Source organism: Sphingobium subterraneum, from assembly GCF_014199435.1.
GTDB classification, from domain to species: domain Bacteria; phylum Pseudomonadota; class Alphaproteobacteria; order Sphingomonadales; family Sphingomonadaceae; genus Sphingobium; species Sphingobium subterraneum.
This window is the reverse complement of record NZ_JACIJP010000002.1, coordinates 655,159-672,767: the sequence shown is the minus strand read 5'-3', so window position 1 is coordinate 672,767 and position 17,609 is coordinate 655,159. Positions and strand designations below refer to the sequence as shown.

The 17,609-nt window shown below is 58.3% G+C and carries 14 protein-coding genes and 1 pseudogene; 2 read left to right on the top strand and 13 right to left on the bottom strand.

The features are described 5' to 3' along the window. Positions 1–6 precede the first annotated feature (6 nt). The 7 genes and pseudogenes from FHS92_RS09880 to FHS92_RS09850 all read right to left on the bottom strand — a co-directional run bounded on the left by FHS92_RS09880 (position 7) and on the right by FHS92_RS09850 (position 7,155). Positions 7–1,659 carry a protein kinase domain-containing protein gene (locus FHS92_RS09880; protein WP_246351895.1) on the bottom strand — a complete coding sequence of 551 codons (1,653 nt, stop codon included), beginning with the start codon at positions 1,657–1,659 and terminating at the stop codon, positions 7–9. Next, complete coding sequence (locus FHS92_RS09875) at positions 1,656–2,378, bottom strand: LysM peptidoglycan-binding domain-containing protein (protein WP_184079981.1); 723 nt, start codon at positions 2,376–2,378, stop codon at positions 1,656–1,658. The genes FHS92_RS09880 and FHS92_RS09875 overlap by 4 nt, the downstream gene beginning before the upstream one ends. Continuing rightward, positions 2,378–3,979, bottom strand: a complete 1,602-nt coding sequence (locus tag FHS92_RS18660) for an EAL domain-containing protein (RefSeq protein WP_184079979.1) — start codon at positions 3,977–3,979, stop codon at positions 2,378–2,380. The genes FHS92_RS09875 and FHS92_RS18660 overlap by 1 nt, the downstream gene beginning before the upstream one ends. A gap of 213 nt (positions 3,980–4,192) precedes the next feature. Continuing rightward, positions 4,193–4,450, bottom strand: a pseudogene (locus FHS92_RS09865) (alpha-ketoglutarate-dependent dioxygenase AlkB); the annotation flags it as partial. 133 nt (positions 4,451–4,583) lie between these two features. Continuing rightward, the gene (locus FHS92_RS09860; protein WP_184079977.1) at positions 4,584–5,012 is read right to left on the bottom strand and encodes a BLUF domain-containing protein; all 429 of its coding nucleotides are present in this window, start codon (positions 5,010–5,012) and stop codon (positions 4,584–4,586) included. A gap of 15 nt (positions 5,013–5,027) precedes the next feature. After that, positions 5,028–6,812, bottom strand: coding sequence for a sensor domain-containing protein (locus FHS92_RS09855; protein ID WP_184079976.1), 1,785 nt, complete (start codon positions 6,810–6,812; stop codon positions 5,028–5,030). Next, positions 6,799–7,155: a hypothetical protein gene (locus tag FHS92_RS09850; RefSeq protein WP_184079975.1), complete on the bottom strand. Its 357-nt coding sequence runs from the start codon at positions 7,153–7,155 to the stop codon at positions 6,799–6,801. The genes FHS92_RS09855 and FHS92_RS09850 overlap by 14 nt, the downstream gene beginning before the upstream one ends. 317 nt (positions 7,156–7,472) lie before the next feature. Between FHS92_RS09850 and FHS92_RS09845 the strand changes: the two genes are divergently transcribed. Both FHS92_RS09845 and FHS92_RS09840 read left to right on the top strand, forming a co-directional pair. After that, on the top strand, positions 7,473–8,126 hold the full coding sequence (locus FHS92_RS09845; protein WP_184079974.1) for a response regulator transcription factor: 654 nt from the start codon (positions 7,473–7,475) through the stop codon (positions 8,124–8,126). Positions 8,127–8,151: 25 nt separating this feature from the next. Then, the gene (locus FHS92_RS09840) at positions 8,152–8,325 is read left to right on the top strand and encodes a hypothetical protein (RefSeq protein ID WP_184079973.1); all 174 of its coding nucleotides are present in this window, start codon (positions 8,152–8,154) and stop codon (positions 8,323–8,325) included. 231 nt (positions 8,326–8,556) lie between these two features. Here the strand turns inward: FHS92_RS09840 and FHS92_RS09835 are convergent, their stop codons facing one another. The 6 genes from FHS92_RS09835 to FHS92_RS09810 all read right to left on the bottom strand — a co-directional run bounded on the left by FHS92_RS09835 (position 8,557) and on the right by FHS92_RS09810 (position 17,383). Then, positions 8,557–10,950, bottom strand: coding sequence for a TonB-dependent receptor domain-containing protein (locus FHS92_RS09835; protein WP_184079972.1), 2,394 nt, complete (start codon positions 10,948–10,950; stop codon positions 8,557–8,559). A gap of 375 nt (positions 10,951–11,325) precedes the next feature. Continuing rightward, positions 11,326–12,357: an aromatic ring-hydroxylating oxygenase subunit alpha gene (locus FHS92_RS09830; protein ID WP_184079971.1), complete on the bottom strand. Its 1,032-nt coding sequence runs from the start codon at positions 12,355–12,357 to the stop codon at positions 11,326–11,328. A 209-nt stretch (positions 12,358–12,566) separates the two neighbouring features. Then, the gene (locus tag FHS92_RS09825) at positions 12,567–13,730 is read right to left on the bottom strand and encodes an MFS transporter (RefSeq protein ID WP_184079963.1); all 1,164 of its coding nucleotides are present in this window, start codon (positions 13,728–13,730) and stop codon (positions 12,567–12,569) included. A 277-nt stretch (positions 13,731–14,007) separates the two neighbouring features. Then, positions 14,008–15,663, bottom strand: coding sequence for a GMC family oxidoreductase (locus tag FHS92_RS09820; RefSeq protein ID WP_184079961.1), 1,656 nt, complete (start codon positions 15,661–15,663; stop codon positions 14,008–14,010). A gap of 215 nt (positions 15,664–15,878) precedes the next feature. After that, on the bottom strand, positions 15,879–16,397 hold the full coding sequence (locus tag FHS92_RS09815; protein ID WP_184079952.1) for a cupin domain-containing protein: 519 nt from the start codon (positions 16,395–16,397) through the stop codon (positions 15,879–15,881). A gap of 107 nt (positions 16,398–16,504) precedes the next feature. Further along, positions 16,505–17,383: a TauD/TfdA dioxygenase family protein gene (locus tag FHS92_RS09810; RefSeq protein WP_184079950.1), complete on the bottom strand. Its 879-nt coding sequence runs from the start codon at positions 17,381–17,383 to the stop codon at positions 16,505–16,507. Between the last annotated feature and the right edge of the window lie 226 nt (positions 17,384–17,609).

Genomic DNA, 17,609 nt, shown 5'->3' with positions numbered 1-17,609 from the left:
GGATCCTCAAGCAGCCTGCCGACCGGCGCCGGTCGGGGCAGGCTGTATGCGCGTGCTCAGATGCTGCTGCAGGTCAGCTACGGGACCACGGTCGCCCGACCGCGCTTCAATCTCTTGAGCGCACCGGTTGAACGCGTCGAACACGCTGCCCATTTCGTCGTTGCGTGGGTGCGACAGGCGGAACGAGGCGTTGCCCTCGCTCATATCGTCGAGCGCCCGCCTTAGACGGGACAACGGGCGCGACAGTTGCTGCGCACTCAGAAAGCCGATGCCCGCGATCGTGGCGACGACGAAGAGGGCAAGGCTGAGCAACCGGAACTTTGCCTGCGCCACGGCCGTGTCCAGGGCCGCACGGCTCATGACCGTATGAAGCGTTCCAAAATTCGCGCCCGCATAGCGCAGCGGGCTGACGAACCGAAAATCCGTACCTCCCTTCGCAGGGTCCGCATAACGCGTGCCGATCTGCGCTTTGAGGTTTGACGCGCGGATGATCCCGGAGTCATCCACCACAACCAGATGCTCGACATTCCTGTCTTGCGCGGCGGTTTCGACAAACGCCTGCAACGGTAACCAGTCCTGTTCGGCTGACGGCAATCCGGCGTTGTCCGCAACGAGCAGTGCCGCATTTCGCGCCACGAAATCGGTCATTGACGTTCCGGCGTCCTTTGCCATGTGCTCCATCGCCGCATTCTCGCGCTCCAGAACCAGCGTCATGCCGAGCCCCAGTGCTACCGACGCGGTCAGCGCAAATGTCAGTGGCAGCTTCCATTTGAGCGGCATGCCCCGCCGTTTGGAAGACAAACCCTGCTCGACCACTTCCAACTCGCGCATCAATGCGGATTTAAGCTGTGTAGCGCTCGCGAAACGCTCGGATGGCTTCTTGGCAAGCAGCTTCGTCAGGATGAACTGCGTCCCGTTCGAACAATCGGGCACATGCGTGCGCACGGGGAGCGGCTGTTGCTGCGTGATCTGGAGGGCGAGCGTGGCGAGGCCGGTCGCTGCGAACGCAGGCTTACCCGTCAGCATTTCGTACAGCACCGATCCCAGCGAGAAGAGGTCGCTGCGCGCGTCAACTTCCATTCCCATGGCCTGTTCCGGGCTCATGTAGCGCGGCGTCCCCATCACCTGCCCGGCCTGCGTCGCGCGGCTGTCGCGCTCGCCTTGCGCGGCGTCGCGTCCGTCCATCCGGGCGATGCCGAAATCCAGTAGCTTCGCCGTGCTGTCCTGATCACACACCAGGATGTTCGATGGCTTCACGTCGCGATGGATGACGCCTCGGTCGTGGGCGAATGCCAGCGCATCCGTGATCTGGATCGCGAGCGCGAGCATGTTGGCTGGGCTCATCCTGCCGCCTTCGGCAAGCACGTCTTCCAGCGGCCTGCCTTTCAAATGCTCCATCGCAATATAAGGGATGCCGTTTGCCTCGCCCACATCGAAGATGGTGACGATATGCGGATGGGACAGCATGCCCGCCGCGCGCGATTCCGCCAGGAAACGCTGCACGATGTGCGGATCGCCCCGGAATTCCGGCTTGAGGATCTTGATCGCGACCGGTCGATCGATGCTGGGGTCATGCCCCAGAAACACATGGGCCATGGCGCCTTCGCCGATGGTCTCATCGATCCGGTAGCGTCCAACCTGCCGCAGTTCCTGGCTCATCGCTTCGTCCTCACGGTCTTCTGGATACGTTGGGCGCGGTCGAGATCCCGCTTGATCAGGGCGTTCTTGGGATCGAGCGCGGTGGCCTCCCGCAGCATGGCGACGGCGCGCACCACATGCCCCTGGTTGAGCGCAACCAACCCGCCCGCCCGCAGGCGCGCCGCGCGCGCAGGGTCGGTGCGGGGCGGCGCCTCGGGAGCGGGGGTCGGGATCGGGGGTTCCGGCTCGCGGTCCACGACGGCCGGTGCGGGACGCGGCGCAACAACCTTGGGTTCGTCACCGGGGATACGCAACACCTGCCCGGGTTTGAGCGGGGCGGGAACCGCGATGCCGTTGTAACGCGCGAGCAGAAAGAATTTCAGCCGGTCGCCCAGAAACCGTTGGGAAAGATCGGTCATCCTGTCACCGGGCTGCACCCGGTATGCGAAGCTTTTGCTACCCAGCGACGCAATGGGATCATCCGTCAGGCTGGCGAGTAACGTTGCCGATGCCCGGTCGGCGGGATCGCTTTTGACCATTTTGCGGAGACGTTCCTGACCCTCCTTTACGGCACCGCGTTCCAGCATCGCCACCACATCGCCGATCTGCTGGGCGTTATCGATCTTCTGGATGGTCGCGGGCCGCGGAAGCGAACCACTTCGTTGTGTCGAGCAGGCCGACAGTGCGGCCAGCAGGACAACGCACGATACGGTGACCCGGGGAAAGCGTTCAAAAGGCATTACAAAGCACTCATCATGATGCGTCGTTGCAACGCGGCCGGGGAAAGATCGGTCAACTGGCGAAGATGGGCGTCGTCAGTCGCAAAGGCGATAAAGCTCGCAAGGTCCATAGGCCGCGCGAAATAATATCCCTGGAACAACGTGCACCCATGTCGGCGCAGCCAGTGATACTCTTCTTCGCGCTCCACGCCTTCGGCGAGCACCGCGATGCCAAGACCCCGAGCCAGGGCAATGATGCTCTGGCAGATCGCCTGACTGTCCGGGTCGCTGTCGACCATGCTGACAAACTCACGGTCGATCTTGAGCTTGTCGAAATGCAATTTCTTGAGGTAACTCAGGCTGGAATAGCCTGCGCCAAAATCGTCGATCGAAATCGACACACCCAACGCATGCAAGCTGTCGAAGAGAGTCTTGGCTTTCGACGAATCGCCTGCGGCCACCGTCTCCGTAAGCTCCAGCTCCAGCTGCTTTGCGAGCAAGCCATGATGGTCCAGGGTCCGCCGGACAATCACGTCGAGGTCGGCCCGGTCCAGCTGATGCGCGGACAGGTTGATCGCCACGACACAGTCGGTGACGCCTTGCTGTTCCCACCGCCGCGCGTCCCGGCATCCCGCGTTCATCGCCCAAAGCCCGACTTCCTCTGCCAGCCCCGACGCTTCGACAATCGGCATGAACTCGATCGGCGAAATCAATCCATGCTCGGGATGCTGCCACCGCAGGAGCGCCTCCGCGCCGCATACGCGCTGCGCGACCGCATCGACAAAGGGCTGGTAACGGAGTTCGAACTGCCCCCGGTCAACGGCCTGACGCAGATCCTGCTCCAGGTAAAATTGCGCGCGCGCACGTTCCGCCGGGTCAGCCTTGCCCAGACCGATCTCGCCGCGCGTAACCTGAGACAGTGCGGCGATCGCGCGTTCCAGCATCTCGGGAGGAGAAAACGGCAAGAGCTCAACAACATACGCGCCACGAATTTGGGGGAAAACAGCGTGTTCGGCGATTTCCACCTTGTCACGCAAGGCATAGCAAATGGCGTGAAGTTCGCTTTTGATGTTACCGGGCGGAGCTTCGTCGAACCAGATGGCAAAGCGCGCGCGATCAATCTGCGCGATCAGATGCCGGTTGCCGGTCATACGCGAGAGACGGAGCGCCGTTTCCCGCAAGATTTGCGTGGCGACAGTCGAATCAATCGCACTCAACCTGTCGAAATCGAGCAGTTCGATGACGCCCAGGACACGCGGATGTTCTGAGGGTTGGCCTTCGCTCATGGCGGCGAGCAGGAGTTCGCGTGTCGGAAAGCCGGTGACCTTGTGTCTGCGCGGTGTACGGTGTTTTAATCGCTCCGCATCGAGTGTCAGAATATGTGCACCAGATGCGAGTTGCTGCATCAACCCTTTGGGGTCTCCGCCCTGATGTGTATCGCTTCCGCTGCCGCAGATTTGACGAGCGAGCGAAACCAGCTGCCGATAATGATGGCGCGCCGATCCCAACGTAATCATCAAAGCTACGGCAAAGAGGATGGCGGTCAGCGCAGCTACCCACATCACACCCTGGGCGGCTGCAATGGCGGTGGTGGCAAATGTGGCTCCCGCACCGAATGCCACTACCGGGGCTGCAAGAGGACTCCGCAGCCAGGCACCATATGTGCGAGAGAGATGTCTGGATAACACACGCATTCTGGACCGCCACTTTCTGCCTGTTGGCTAGCGGGGACTGCCCAAAATTTGATTAAGTATTTTGCGACGAATTGTTGCAACCGATTGAAAAGAGATGAAAGTCTCTCAACTCGTCGCATTTGTTCTTATTGACGCCGGGCTTCACCCGTCAGGAGATAGATGCTGCGGGCGTTCGGAAGTTTGCCGGAACCCGCTTTCTTCTCGCCGTCGGAACCGCATCACGGCAGTTGCGCCCAGTGAAATGCCGATAACATGCCCGAAGACCTGGCGATCCCGATGCCAGCCAATGCCCGCTCCGGGCGCGTAACGGATCAGCATGGCGTGGACCAGGGCTTCGGGGTCAAGTCCGGCAAAGTCCGCCGCACGCTGTTTCAGCGGGATCGACCGGTCCGGTATGGCCTCGGTCGGTTCGAAGCCTCTATTCCGGAAGTCTTAGCTCCACCCATAGCTGTGAGTGAAACGCTTGTCGGTCATCGTCATTCTCCTTCGTCAGGGTCCGCGGGCAGCGCGCGGCCTGACGGCGTCGGCTTCTTCACAGTGTCGATGGAACAGGGATGCTCTGGCTTAACGCCCACATCAATTCGACAAGCCTTTCACATTCTTCAACCCGCTCTTCTTCCGGAAGGTTTTGGAAGTGCCGCTTTATGTGACGATCCACGTAAAGCGAAGGGCCTGCATAGGCCAATGCCCATGTCGAAAAACGCCTTACGGACTTTTGGAACACAGGAAGTATGACGATCCGTTCATGCCGAATATCCTTTTCGATGCTCGCCATGACTTGGTCAACCGAGGTGCTGGGCCCCTCCAGCAACTGTGCAAAGCGCACGCCGGTGTAAATCAAGGCACCGGTTATGTTCAACGAGCGATTGCGGACCCGGGCACTGCTGACCATGGAGTTTACCTCTCCATCTGCAATGGCCTGGGGAATGAGCGATCGGCTGACGTAGAGAATGGACTTCATAAACCGCCTCGTTGATCAACTCGGGAAAAGCAATTTGCCTGGATGATGCTGCTTCAGCAACGAGACCACGCATGAAGATGTCTTCGCCGGAGCATAAAGGAACCCTTGCCCAAAGTCACACCCCATGGCCACGACCGCATCATGCTGGGCACGCGTTTCAATCCCTTCCGCCACAGATTTTACGCCAAGGTTTCGGCCCAGATTGACGACCGCAGCAACAATGGCCGTGTCATCCGGACTGGTGTTGATGTTCTTCACAAATGAACGGTCGATCTTCAATATATCTACCGGATACTGCTTGAGATGAGACAGCGACGCGTAGCCAGTGCCAAAGTCGTCCAGCGCGATTGACACCCCTTCCTTGTTCAACAGCGTGAGTGCCTCATCCACATTTTCGGCACCGCGTCCCAGGAATACCGTTTCGGTCACCTCCACCTGTATGCGGGAGGCGGGAATTGCGTTTTGATGAAGTCGATCCAGAAGGCGCTCTGCAAAAGCGCTGTCACTGAAGTCGGCAGCCGAAATGTTGATGGCGACATGACCATAAGGAAGGCCCTGCCTCTGCCAGGCGCCAATATCTTCGATGACGCGTCGGATGATGCAGTCGCTGATTGCAAGGGCAAGAGAGGGGTCCTCAAGCGCCGCAGAAATCGTGTCCGGGGCGTTGATCCTGCCAGATGCGGCACGCCATCGAAGCAGGGCTTCGAAGCCTGCCACCTGGTTGGTGCGAAAGCAGATTTTGGGCTGGTAATACGGCTCGATCCGCCCCTCGGACAGCGCCGCCCGGGCAATGCTGATCATGGATGCATCCAGTTCCAACTTCCGGCGAAGTTCGCTCCTGAAGATGCTGAGCGAGCCCCGACGTAACCGCTTTGCGTCGTAAAGGGCGATGTCAGACGCTTTGAACAGCTCTGAACTCGATGCTCCGTCTTGGGGGAAAGTGGCAGCACCGATGCTGACATGGCAACTGATGGTCCGGTTCTTGAAGCTGAAAGGCTGATTGAGAACCGCGAAGATCTCCCGGCTCAAGGCCTCAAGTTCTTGCTTGGTGTTTGCCGCAGTTAACACGGCGAACTCGTCGCCTCCGAGCCGGGCAGCAAAATTCGGAAAAATAGAGGTGCTCAGCCGCTCGGCGACACTGCGAAGGAGTGCGTCTCCCGCATCGTGGCCAAGAGTATCATTAATATATTTGAAATTGTCCAGGTCGCACAGCAGCATGGAAAAGCCGCCCTCGGTCTTCTTCCCGGCTTTGACACGCCGGTCTATCTCTTCCTGAAACGCGGCACGATTGGGGAGGCCGGTTATGGTGTCCTGAAACGACTGCCGCCGCAGGCGCGCCTCCGTTTCTTTCCTGCGCGTAATATCCCGCAAGATCACGAGGACGTACCAGTCCAGGCCCGTGCTTATCCGTGTAGCCTCCAACTCCCGCCATTTCTTTTGACCTTTTCCTGAAAGCGAAACAAACTCCACTTCCACCTGCTGGCTTTGATCGACCGAGACCATCGACTGCACCACGGTCGTAAGATCGGAGGAAGCCTGGTCCTTCAACGAAAAACCCGGGAGTCTCGATGACGCTGTTGCCCCAAGGAAGGGACGACAGCGATCATTAAAGCACACGATGCGCCAGGATGAATCCATCAGCAGTGCCGCATGGGGTGACCGCCTTACCAATTCCTCAAGGAGCGAAAAGGGGGATGCTCCGCTCGTCTGGGTTTCCGAAATGCAGGGGGTCTCCTGCAATTCGAAGGATGAGAGGGGCTCCGACGCAACGAAGCTGACGGAATGCTTATTGTGCAGCATCGCGGCAGGCTCCTATCGGCGCGCATTCGATGAGAAAGCCCTCTTCCTGGCTACCGTATAGTGAGTGTGAACGGAGCTGCGCGTCAAATCGATAATAAATTTTACAAGCATCCAGCAACCGGCATTCCAGCCGCTGCGTCTCCCCTGTCGCAAAGAGCGCTGCCATAGCGAGATTGAGCGAGGGGATGTCGGCCGGATGAATGGATCTCCATTCATTGAATATGTTGCGGGCAAGGAAGTGGGCGCCGGTGAACGCAATCCATCTTTGGTTGAAGACCTCGTCGCTGCCGTCCCGACTTGACCACCAAGCTATGGATGGCATCGTATCCAGTTCTGCCTTCAATAATGCATGTCCCCGCTGCCCAATGGGCGGACGCTCGCGTCCCCGCAGCCTACACATTGCTGCTGGCCGGAACTGTTCCGAGCAGATGAATGACATGAGCTCACCTCCCAAATTATGGTTCGTAGCGGGGTCAAGCATAGGATCGGAAAGTAAATCGCGGCCTGCTCGCCTTCTTCGGAGAACGCGTACGTGTTTCCCGCAAATCGGCGTATTTCTCTTGGCTTATCAATGAAATATGTGCAATGAATGGGCTGTAGCTAGGCATCCGGAACTGCCGTCGGGTCAACCAAGTGTACGGTCTGGATGCGAGATGACACTTGAAGCCTAATTCAGCCTATATCGTCGATGCCAATAAATCATCTCGGCTCGATCTCCACCACCGACTGACTGCCCGCGGATTACAGGCGCGATCATTTGCCGAACATGCCGACTTTATAGATGAACTGCCCAATCTTGGCCCAGGGCTGATCTTCATGGACGTTGGAAACGGCAGCGAGAACGGTTTCAACATCATTGAAGCCGTGGCCAAGACCGCGCTTGTGTCTCCGATCATCGCGATGACCCAATTTGCTGACGTGTATATTGCGGTTGCTACCATTCGGCGCGGAGCAACCGACTTTCTCGTCAAACCGATCCAGGATGTGGAGTTGAGCAACGCGGTAGACGGTTGTTTGAATATCCTTTCCGAACGGCATTCCATTGCTGACCAAATGCAGCAGGATGGCGCATTGCTCTCTCGCCTGACCTCAAGGGAGGTCGAGGTTCTCCGTCTCGTCGCCGGGGGGAGCGGGAACAAGCAAATCGCCGATCAGCTGGGGGTGAGCGTGCGCACGGTCGAAACGCATCGAGCGACTATTGCGAAGAAGCTAAACGTCGCTAATTCGGTAGCAGCCGTGGCCCTACTCTCCAGGTATGAAGCGGCAAAGTCCGCTCACGATGCGCGAATCCTCGTCGCTGCGGGCAAAGCGTGAATTGATTTAATTTGAGAGGCAGCGTGTGAGTGAGAGCGACCGTTCCTATTTGCAAGCGCGAGCAAAGCGTTTTCGGCGTATCGCCCGGGAGGTGAACGACAAAGCCACCAGCGACGAACTGAATGAAATCGCAGAAGGTTTGGATGCCGAGGCCGAGGCTGTGCGGGTCACCGAAAGAATTCCTCCTCCCTCCGAGTAATAAGATGGGGACTACCCCGCGCGCGCCATGACAACATCTGTGTGGCGCGACTATCGCCGATGAAGGAAGCCGCCCGGAACCGGGATGGAACCGATCCGGGTGCGGATGGTGGTAGACGCACTTGATCGGGGCAAAAAGCGGAAACGCGGATCGTCACGCTCAAGGGTTCGATCGCGGGGAGCAGGACCTAAAGCAGGCGCTGTTTTCAAGCAGCGCCTGCGAAGATTGTGATCAGAAGCCAACCCCGAGTTTGACGCCCCATAAGCGGCCTTCCCCTTCGAGGATCCGTGTTTGTCCACGCGCCTGGATCAGGGTCGTGTAGAGACTGAAAGCCGCAGCTTCCTTGAACACGTTCGTCACGAAGGCCTGTGCATTGAAGCGCCTGTCACGCGACTCCCAGAGGATGCGAAGGTTCGTGAATATGTGCGATTTCTCCCGTGAGAGCGGGTCGTTCGAGATATCGAAATATTGCGGCCCCCGTCCGTTTGCCTCCACCTGAAGAGTAAACCTGCCGACTTCTGTCGGAACATGATAGGCCGCGATCGTATTGAACGTCCATCGCGGTGTAGCCGTGAGACGCTTGCCCTTCAGGGGGAGGAAAGCCCCGAACGGGTCGGTAGTGATCACGTCCGACTTCGTCATCTGGTCACGGAGAACCGAACCCGACGCGCGAATATCCCAATAGTCATTGGGCCGGAGAAAAACCTCGGTCTCAAAACCGTAAATCCGCGCGGTGCCTGCATTGATATAATTATACGCGACGTTGACCCCGTCATATTCGACAAGGCCCGCCTGTTTGCCCTGATAATTGTAAAGGAAGAACGCGGAGTTTATCGAAAGCTTGCGATCGAACAGCCTGTTTTTCGCACCCAACTCCCAAGAGTCCAGGACCTCCTGGCCGACCGGTCCGGCGATGGCCGCGTTTCGGGCAAGGCTGTTGGCGAGGCTGAAGCCGTTGTTGTAACCGACCCCTTTGATCCCCCGGGAGTAATTCATGTAATAGGTCTGATCGGCCGTCGGTTGCCAGGTGACGCCCAGCTTCCCGGTGAAGTCGCGCGTATGCGAGTTGGGAACCAGCACCGCCGGCAAGACATCCTGCCTGAGGCCAAAACCCGTAACGAGTGCCCTGACCAAGGTGCGCGCCTCGTCCGTGTACCGACCGCCGACCGTGAACGTGACCTTATCGGTAATATGGCCGTCGACCTGGCCGAACGCCGCATAGGAGTCGGTGTTTACACCCCCTTCAACATGCTGCACGAAATTGAAGTTCAGCCGAGAATCCTGAACAGAGCGCTTTTTGTCGGTATAGAAGAAGCCCCCCGCGACCCAATCGAAACCGGGAGTGGACCCGTTCAGCCGTACTTCCTGGCTAAACTGGTGTTGCTTGTTGAACTGGTACGCGAGAACATCGGCATATCTTGTCGGATCCGTGACGCTCGGTGTGGCTCTTCCGCCCTCTAGGCCCTGAAGATACCGGCTCGACATATAGTTGGTGATGGATGTGATGGTGCCCCAATCCATCTGATGCGTCAGTTTCGCGGTGATCGAGGTGCCCTTGCCATGGATCCCGAGTTCCTCTCCGGTTTTGTCGGTGTTCGCCAGGCCAGGACGACGCTCCGGATTTTGGGCATATCCGAACAGGAACTGCGATTGACTGACGCACGGATTGCCTTCCAGGATCTGCGCCTGAGAGCATGTCTGGGCACGCGTATAGGGCGCCGAACCGGTCGTGCCGGGTTTCAGCGAACCGTAAAACATGACCGGCGTCGATTGCGAGTTGTTCTCCGAATAGGAGCCGATAACGCGCAGAAGCGTTTTAGGAGCCAGGTCGATGTCGACCGTTCCGCGAATTCCCCAGATGTTTCGATCGCCGACCTTCTTTTCGACCCCGTTGCGTCCGGCACCGATGTAGATATTGTCGTAATGACCGTCGTGCCGATCAAACTTGCCCGCAAGGCGAACGCGGATATGGTCGGAAAGAGGGCCGCTGACCGCACCTTCCAGCGTGACCATATTGTCCGAGCCATAGAGCGCGTTGGCATAACCGGTGAAATCCGCCGTGGGGGTGGCGGAGATAAAGTGAACCAGGCCGCCCGTCGTGTTTTTTCCAAACAATGTTCCCTGCGGCCCGCGAAGGACCTCCACACGCTGCTGGTCGAAGAGAGCGCCATTGAGGTTGCTCTCATCCCCCAGAAAGACATCGTCCACATAGATGGCGATCGAACTCTCGTTCAGCCGCGCCTGCAGGCCGTCGCCCTGAATACCGCGCAGGTTGAAAACGGGCGGTGAGTTGGTTCCGCGCTCGTACGTCACGTTGAAGCTGGGAACTTGTTGGGTTATGGACGACAGGTTGGAAAGATTGAGATTTTTGATATCGGAACCACCGACAGCGGTGATCGCCGCAGGCACATCGATCAACGATTGTTCTCTTCTCTGCGCCGTCACAATGATTTCGGAGTTATCGACGCTCACACCGGTTCCGCGCGGGGAACTGCTGTCCTGCGCATAAACATTGTTCGCGATCATCGTCGATGAAAAAACACAGAGCGAGATTCCGATTGAAATTCTAGAAGCTCCGTTGCGCATTATTTTGCGAATTTTCATAGTTATTCTCCTCTCCGACACATTATTTATGTATTGATTTTTTAAATATTTTTAAGCTTATGAAGAATGTTATTGCTGTTCTATTATCAATTTCAGATGGAATTATTGTAAATTACAGTTTTTATTAAAGGTATCGTAGAAAGTTACATTCATATCCATTGCGCAAAAGGATAATGATTTACTTAAATACCAATTTCTCAACACGATACACGGCGCCAAATCATCTTGGCGACTTCACGGGCCCACATAGACGTAACGCAACATTGCGATTTTATTCAGGTTTTAGGCGTTATAGACTTATCCGTCTGCCTTATAGCTCATGGGTGTATTGACCCGTGACACGCTCTCCGTTCCCAGCGATGGCGACGGATCTTCCAGAACCGGGGAATGCCTGATTTAGTCAGCGATCGTCGTGGTCGCCTTCGGACGATTTGCCGCTGTTTCGAGCGCATCGAGAGTGGTTCTGGGATATTCTCGAGCCGCCCGGATGAACTTGCCGAGCGCGTTGTCGGAGGCCACCAGACGTGGCGTCCCAAAGCGCATATTGTTCAGAACCGGAAGATCCTCGTTGATCAGCCTTGTGGCCAGAGCCTGCGAACTGTCGAGAAAATCCTCCTGCCCGTCGCCTTTGGTGGTGATGACGGTGAAGAAAAACCGTGTGTCCCCCGGTCCGAATGGTGTGCTCGCAGAGATGTACCAGTGCAGGCGGCCATTCATCTCTCCTTCGGTCCGGACACTGTTGGCGCCAAACACGTCGATGCCGAGGCGCAACTCCCCTTCGTCCTTCTCGCCGGAATGCGTCGCGATCCAGTACATGCGCCGCAGATAGGGCGACACTTCCTCGATCTCCGTGCCAGCGATATCCATCCCATGAAGGAAGCGGAGGTGAACGATGTCGAAGACATTGGTTGTGAAGACCCAGGGTTCTACCTTGAGCTTGTCCTCCATTTGCACTTGGAACGATCGGTAGACATGCTTGTCCGGATCAAAGCTCTTGAACGTCTGGAGGTCGTAGAGGGGGGTCTCGCCCAGGAAGACCCAGATCAGTCCAAATTGCTCCTGAGTGGGCAGGTGCACGAGGTTCGAACCCCGCGGAACCCTGTCGCCTGACGGAATAGTGTTACAGACCCCGCCGTCACCATACGCCCAATGGTGATAGGGGCACCGGATGTCATTCCCGACGACATCTCCCCCCGCGCTCAAGTCCGCGCCCATATGTCGGCAATAGGCCGACATGGCCCGTACGGTTCCATCTTCACCGCGATACAGGACGATACGTCCGTCAGCGAGATCTGCGCCGATGACTTTGCCGACGGGCACATCCGGCGACAACGCCATCGGATACCAGCATTGGTGCGCACCCGGACCAAGATCGAAATCGAGATGCCGCTTGCGGGCGCTTTCGGTGAAGGTGGCTGCTTCGTTCATCACGCTACGCTTCCGCTTTCTCGTTTACCGTGAGCCAAGCACTGCTTATAAAATCGGCCTGACCAGAACATAGCTTCGCGCTCCGTATGAACATATCAGTGTCGGCTATCATTGGCGGGCGCAGGGCGATGTGACACTGGCCGACCCAGATCGTTGGCCGATCGGTTGCTGAGCCTGGCCTGGGAGTGTCGTCTTGTGTCACCGTTCATCTACGCCTCCTCAACCGGCATAAGAGACCCGTTCCGCCGCTGCGGATAAGGGCCCATGGTCAGCAGCAGAACGCCGGCGGTAATGAACATCGGGATCACCGCCCAGAGCACAGGCAGATAGGATTTCGTGACGTCGTAGACGACGCTCGCCAAAAGGGGTCCCACGCCGACGCCGAGTGTCAGAAGGCCCACGATGAGACCGAAAAGGGCACCGAAATTGCGCCCCTCAAAAAATCGCGCCGCAAGATACGCGATGACATCGACCTCGGCGCCGATCGTCAGCCCGAACATGAGAACGCCAATGGCTACCGGTATGATCGAAGGGCCGAGGCCGACGATGAGCACCGAGGAAATCGCCGGGAGGATCGCGACCAGCGCTCCAACAAGGCGCGCGTCAAACCGATCCAGGAGGAAGCCTCCCCCAAATCGGCCAACAAGTTGAGAAACACCTACAATCCCGACGACGGCAGCGGCGCGCCCGACATCCATGCCAAGCGACGAGAGGATCGGAACGAGATTAACCACAACCGCGAGGCTGGCCACCGACATCAGCACGGCCACCGTCGCCAGTTTGATAAACGGTGCCGACATCACCGTGCGTCCGAACCGCTGGGCCTCACCGGTATCGAGATGGGGCAATCCGTGGGCCGTAGGACCGCCTCCGGTGGCGGAACGGCTCTGGTCCCGGGCGCTTGTGAAAAAGGTGTAAACCACCGGCAAGGCGACGGCCAACGTAATCGCGCCCCAGACGCCGTAAGCAGCGCGCCATCCGAATTGACCGACAAGATAATTGGTGAATGAAGGGGCGACAGAAGACATGAGGCCGGTCGCCCCCAGCGCGCAGGCAATGGCCAGCCCCCGGTGCGTATGAAACAGGCTTGAGATAGCCGCTACCCAAACCGTTGGCTTTAGACACAGGATGCCGATCGAGAGTGGAAGCCATAACAGCCACCAAGTCCAGATCGCGTGCTGTGCCAGCGACAGGCCTGCAAGCGACAGGCTGTAGATAATAATGCCCAGGATGGCGAGCCGACGCGGCCCATGGCGATCAATCGCAGTGCCCACCAGGGGTGACAAAGGCAACACGAGGAGCGAAACGATGAAGAGACCGGAGGTAATCTCGGCCCGCGACCAGCTCAATTCCGTCTCGATCGGCGCGATCATGACGCCCATGGAATGCAAATAGGATTGCGAAGCGGTGCACCCGACCGCAGCCGCCAGCACGACGGGCCAATGGTCTCGCCATTCCTGTCGGTTGTCGCCCTTGCTCATCGAATGCCCACTTTCTTTGGGCCAGCTACTTCCTCGACCGGAGCGACCGACACATGTCCGCCGCTCAAACCGGGCGAGGAGGTCTTTGATCCCAACTTACCGAGAATCCTTGTTTCTCCGACATGGGCTTTCGACAGCTTGCCGGTGTCTGGCGGATGGCGCCTCAGCCTCACGACGCCGACGACTTTCCCAGGATGATGTCCGCTGCCTTTTCGGCCACCATGATCGTTGGCGCGTTCGTGTTCCCCGACGGAATCCGGGGCATAACCGACGCGTCGACAACGCGGAGCCCCTCCACCCCCCTCACCCGCAACTGGGGATCGAGCACATCTGTGTCCCGACCGCCCATCGCGCAGGTTCCGACTGGGTGGTACACGGAGGCACCCGTCATACGCGCATAGTCGAGCAATTCTTCGTCCGTCGAGCATTGCGGTCCCGGCGTGATCTCATGAGTGATCCAGCGTTGCAGCGCTGGCTCGTTCGCGATCCGACGCGCAAGCCGCATCGACGCAACAGCCACCTCCTGATCCAAACTGTCGCTCAAATAATTGGGCCGAATTGTCGGCGCCACTTTCGGATCGGCCGAGTTGATCTGAATCGTGCCGCGGCTCTCGGGCCGCACCTGACATGGAGCGATGGTGATGCCGGGCTTTTTTTCCAGTTCCATGCGCTGCGTTCGAGCAAACAACTCAATATCCATCGTCGCGGCGAGGAAATGAAATTGAACATCGGGGTGCGCCAGTTCCGGCCGCGATTTGCAGAATGCGACGACCTGCGCCGTCCCGGAAGAAAGGAGTCCCTGGCGCTTGACCGCATAGGTCAGCACCTCCCCCAGGAATTTGAGTCCGTGTGTTCGCTCGTTGAGGCTGTAGGCGCCATCCTGGAGACGAAACATCGATTGAAACAGGATGTGATCTTGCAGATTTCCGCCGGTATTCGGCGAGTCGACCCGCACCTCGATACCGTAGCGACGAAGCAGTTCGCCCGGCCCGATCCCGGAAAGCTGAAGAAGTTGAGGCGAATTAATGGCGCCGCCGCTCAGAATAACCTCGCGCCTTGCTCCGGCTCGGCACACAATCCCGTCCTTTATAAATTCGACACCGACAGCACGTTTTCCCTCAAACTGCACTCTGGTGGTCAACGCGTTCGTCACCACCCTCAAATTGCGCCGATGCATCGCGGGGTGCAGATAGGCCGTCGAAGTGGAGCACCGCCGGCCGTTCTTTGACGTACTCTGAAAATAGCCAACGCCTTCCTGCTCGGCGCCGTTGATGTCAGGATTGCGCGGAATGCCCGCCTGTTCGCAGGCATCAATCACGGCGTCGCTGACGGCATTTTTCTCCAGCATGTCGCAAACGTTCAGTGGCCCCCCATGACCGTGCCACTCGTCTGCGCCGCGTTCCTGATGCTCGGCCCGGATGAAATAAGGGCGCACGTCATCCCACGACCAGCTATCGCAGCCCATTTGGCGCCAACCGTCATAGTCGGCGTGCTGCCCGCGGACGTAGAGCATGCCGTTCACGGAGGACGACCCGCCCAGCACCTTGCCGCGCGGCCACATATGCACTCTGTCCTTGGTGCCGGGGTCTGGCTCGGTATGGAAGTGCCAGGCTGTTTTCGGATTCGGGATCGTCTTCATGAACCCGGCGGGCATATGGATCATCATGTTGAGATAGAATTGCGACAGGTTCTTTGTCGGACGGTCGTCACCCCCGGCTTCGAGCAGCAGAACCTTCACACCAGGGTCGGCGCTCAGGCGGTTTGCAAGGACGCAGCCCGCAGACCCCGCTCCCACGATCACATAGTCAGCGTCCAGCTCGTCCATGGTTATCAATCCCTGATCTTCATGTTGGCTGTCGCGCGCTTTTCGAAACTCTGCCTGTCATCGCAGCCCCTGGCCTCGGTCTTGGACGTCCTCAGCGTAACCGGCATAGGCACACTCCCCCCGGGACATGCAGCCGATAAAACCAGCCACAGAAGTCCACCATCCAGGAAACTCCCAGTCAGTTTTTCCGGGAACGCCCCGCGCTGGCGATCGCCTCACGCCGACAAGGGGTGGTCGAGGCGTTCCACCGCTCGATCAAGGCGCTCTCTCCAGGCGGCGATTCTTCGATCATGGACCATCAGGGTCGCCCTGGGATGCGTGGTGAATTCAATGATCCTGGCGCCATTTGGACCGACGACAAAGCCGTAAGGCTGATCCTTCCGGGTGAGAAAGCCCTCCCCCGCGCCGATTTCGCGGTTGCCCATAATGAGAGAGCCCTTCTCCACATAATAGGCGCAATCATCCGAATGGCTGTGCAGGGGGGACGGCAAATTAGGCTCCAGCTCCAAAATGCCGATATGGAGGCCGCTATCCGGGAAGCTGAATGCAACATTCTTGATATGCTTCGCAAACGAAACGCTCCCTTCCATGAAAAGCTGTTCGTCGACCCCCTCCTTGAAACCGATTTCCAGTCGTTCCGTTTTGAGGCTGGTTGCGGTCTGGGAAGCGGCATCCAGATTTTTGGCGGAGAAGAATTCCACTCCCTTGCCCTTCGATACTGTCTCGCTCACCATATTGTCTCTCCACATCAGAATTCAGACATCGGCAGATCGGGCGGTCACGCTCCGCTTACTCCATGTCATCCATTGCCTCGTGTCTTGTGCTGTCAGCTACGGCTCGCTCAGGCGAGGGCTGGTTCGAGTTTCTGCTCACCGGCCGTGGTCCGGCGCATGGTGCGGCGCTCGCCGGGATCGAAATCCTTGCGTGCGTGAAGGCAACTGCGGTTGTCCCAGATCGCGAGGTCGCCGGGCCGCCATTGGTGGTCATAGACGAACTCGGGTCTTTCCTGAAAATCGAACAGCTCCTGCAGCAATGCCTCGCTCTCCTCCGGGTCCATGCCAATCAAACGCTCCGTCGTCTGGCGGTTGACGAACAGCGCGGGCCGCCCCGTGCCGGGGTGGAGCACCACCGCGGGATGGACCGCGTGAAATGCATCGGGACCCGGCTTGAAGCGTCGGGTTTGAGTGTTGATTTTATAGTCGAAAACATAGTCAGCCATCACCCCATTGAGCTTGGCCTTGGTCTCGGGCGAAAGCGCTTGATACGCGGCGTAGCCACTGGCGTAGCGCGTCTCGCCCCCGGCGCGGGGGATCTCGACCGCATAGAGCAGGCTCGCCTTGGCGCTCTTGGGCAAATAGCAGTTGTCCGAGTGGAACCACAGTTCGCCGTCCCCGATCGAACCGATCGGCTTGCCATCGACCTGGACATTGGAAATCAGCACGATGCCGGGCGTCTCCTGCTCGGGCAGATCGACACCGATATCCTTCTTGTGCTCGTTTTGGGACGGCGGGCCGAAATAATCCGTCACACGCAACTGGTCTTGCGGAGACAGCTTCTGATCCCTGAACACAAGGACCGACCGGTCTTCCCACAGGGCGATCAAGTCGGCCACAACTTCGGGCGCCAGCGGTACGGACAAGTCCAATCCAAGCACTTCGGCACCAATTGCGGGATGCAGGTTACGGCAGGAAAACCGTGTCAGTTCACTTGTTTCGCGCATCCATGTGCCTCCTCATCGGGCCGCCTTTGTCAGGCGGTCCCATTCGCCGCGTTGCATGCATGCATCCGCAGTCGGCCTGTCGATCAAGCCTGCCTTTCCGGGATGAGTCCAATATATTGTGCGTATTCTATCATTCGAAATAAGCATTAATATTCAGCGTCTTTTCGGTTGATGGACCTGTGGGTGTACGCCCCTGTGACATCGGATTCGCAACGCCTGCCATCGT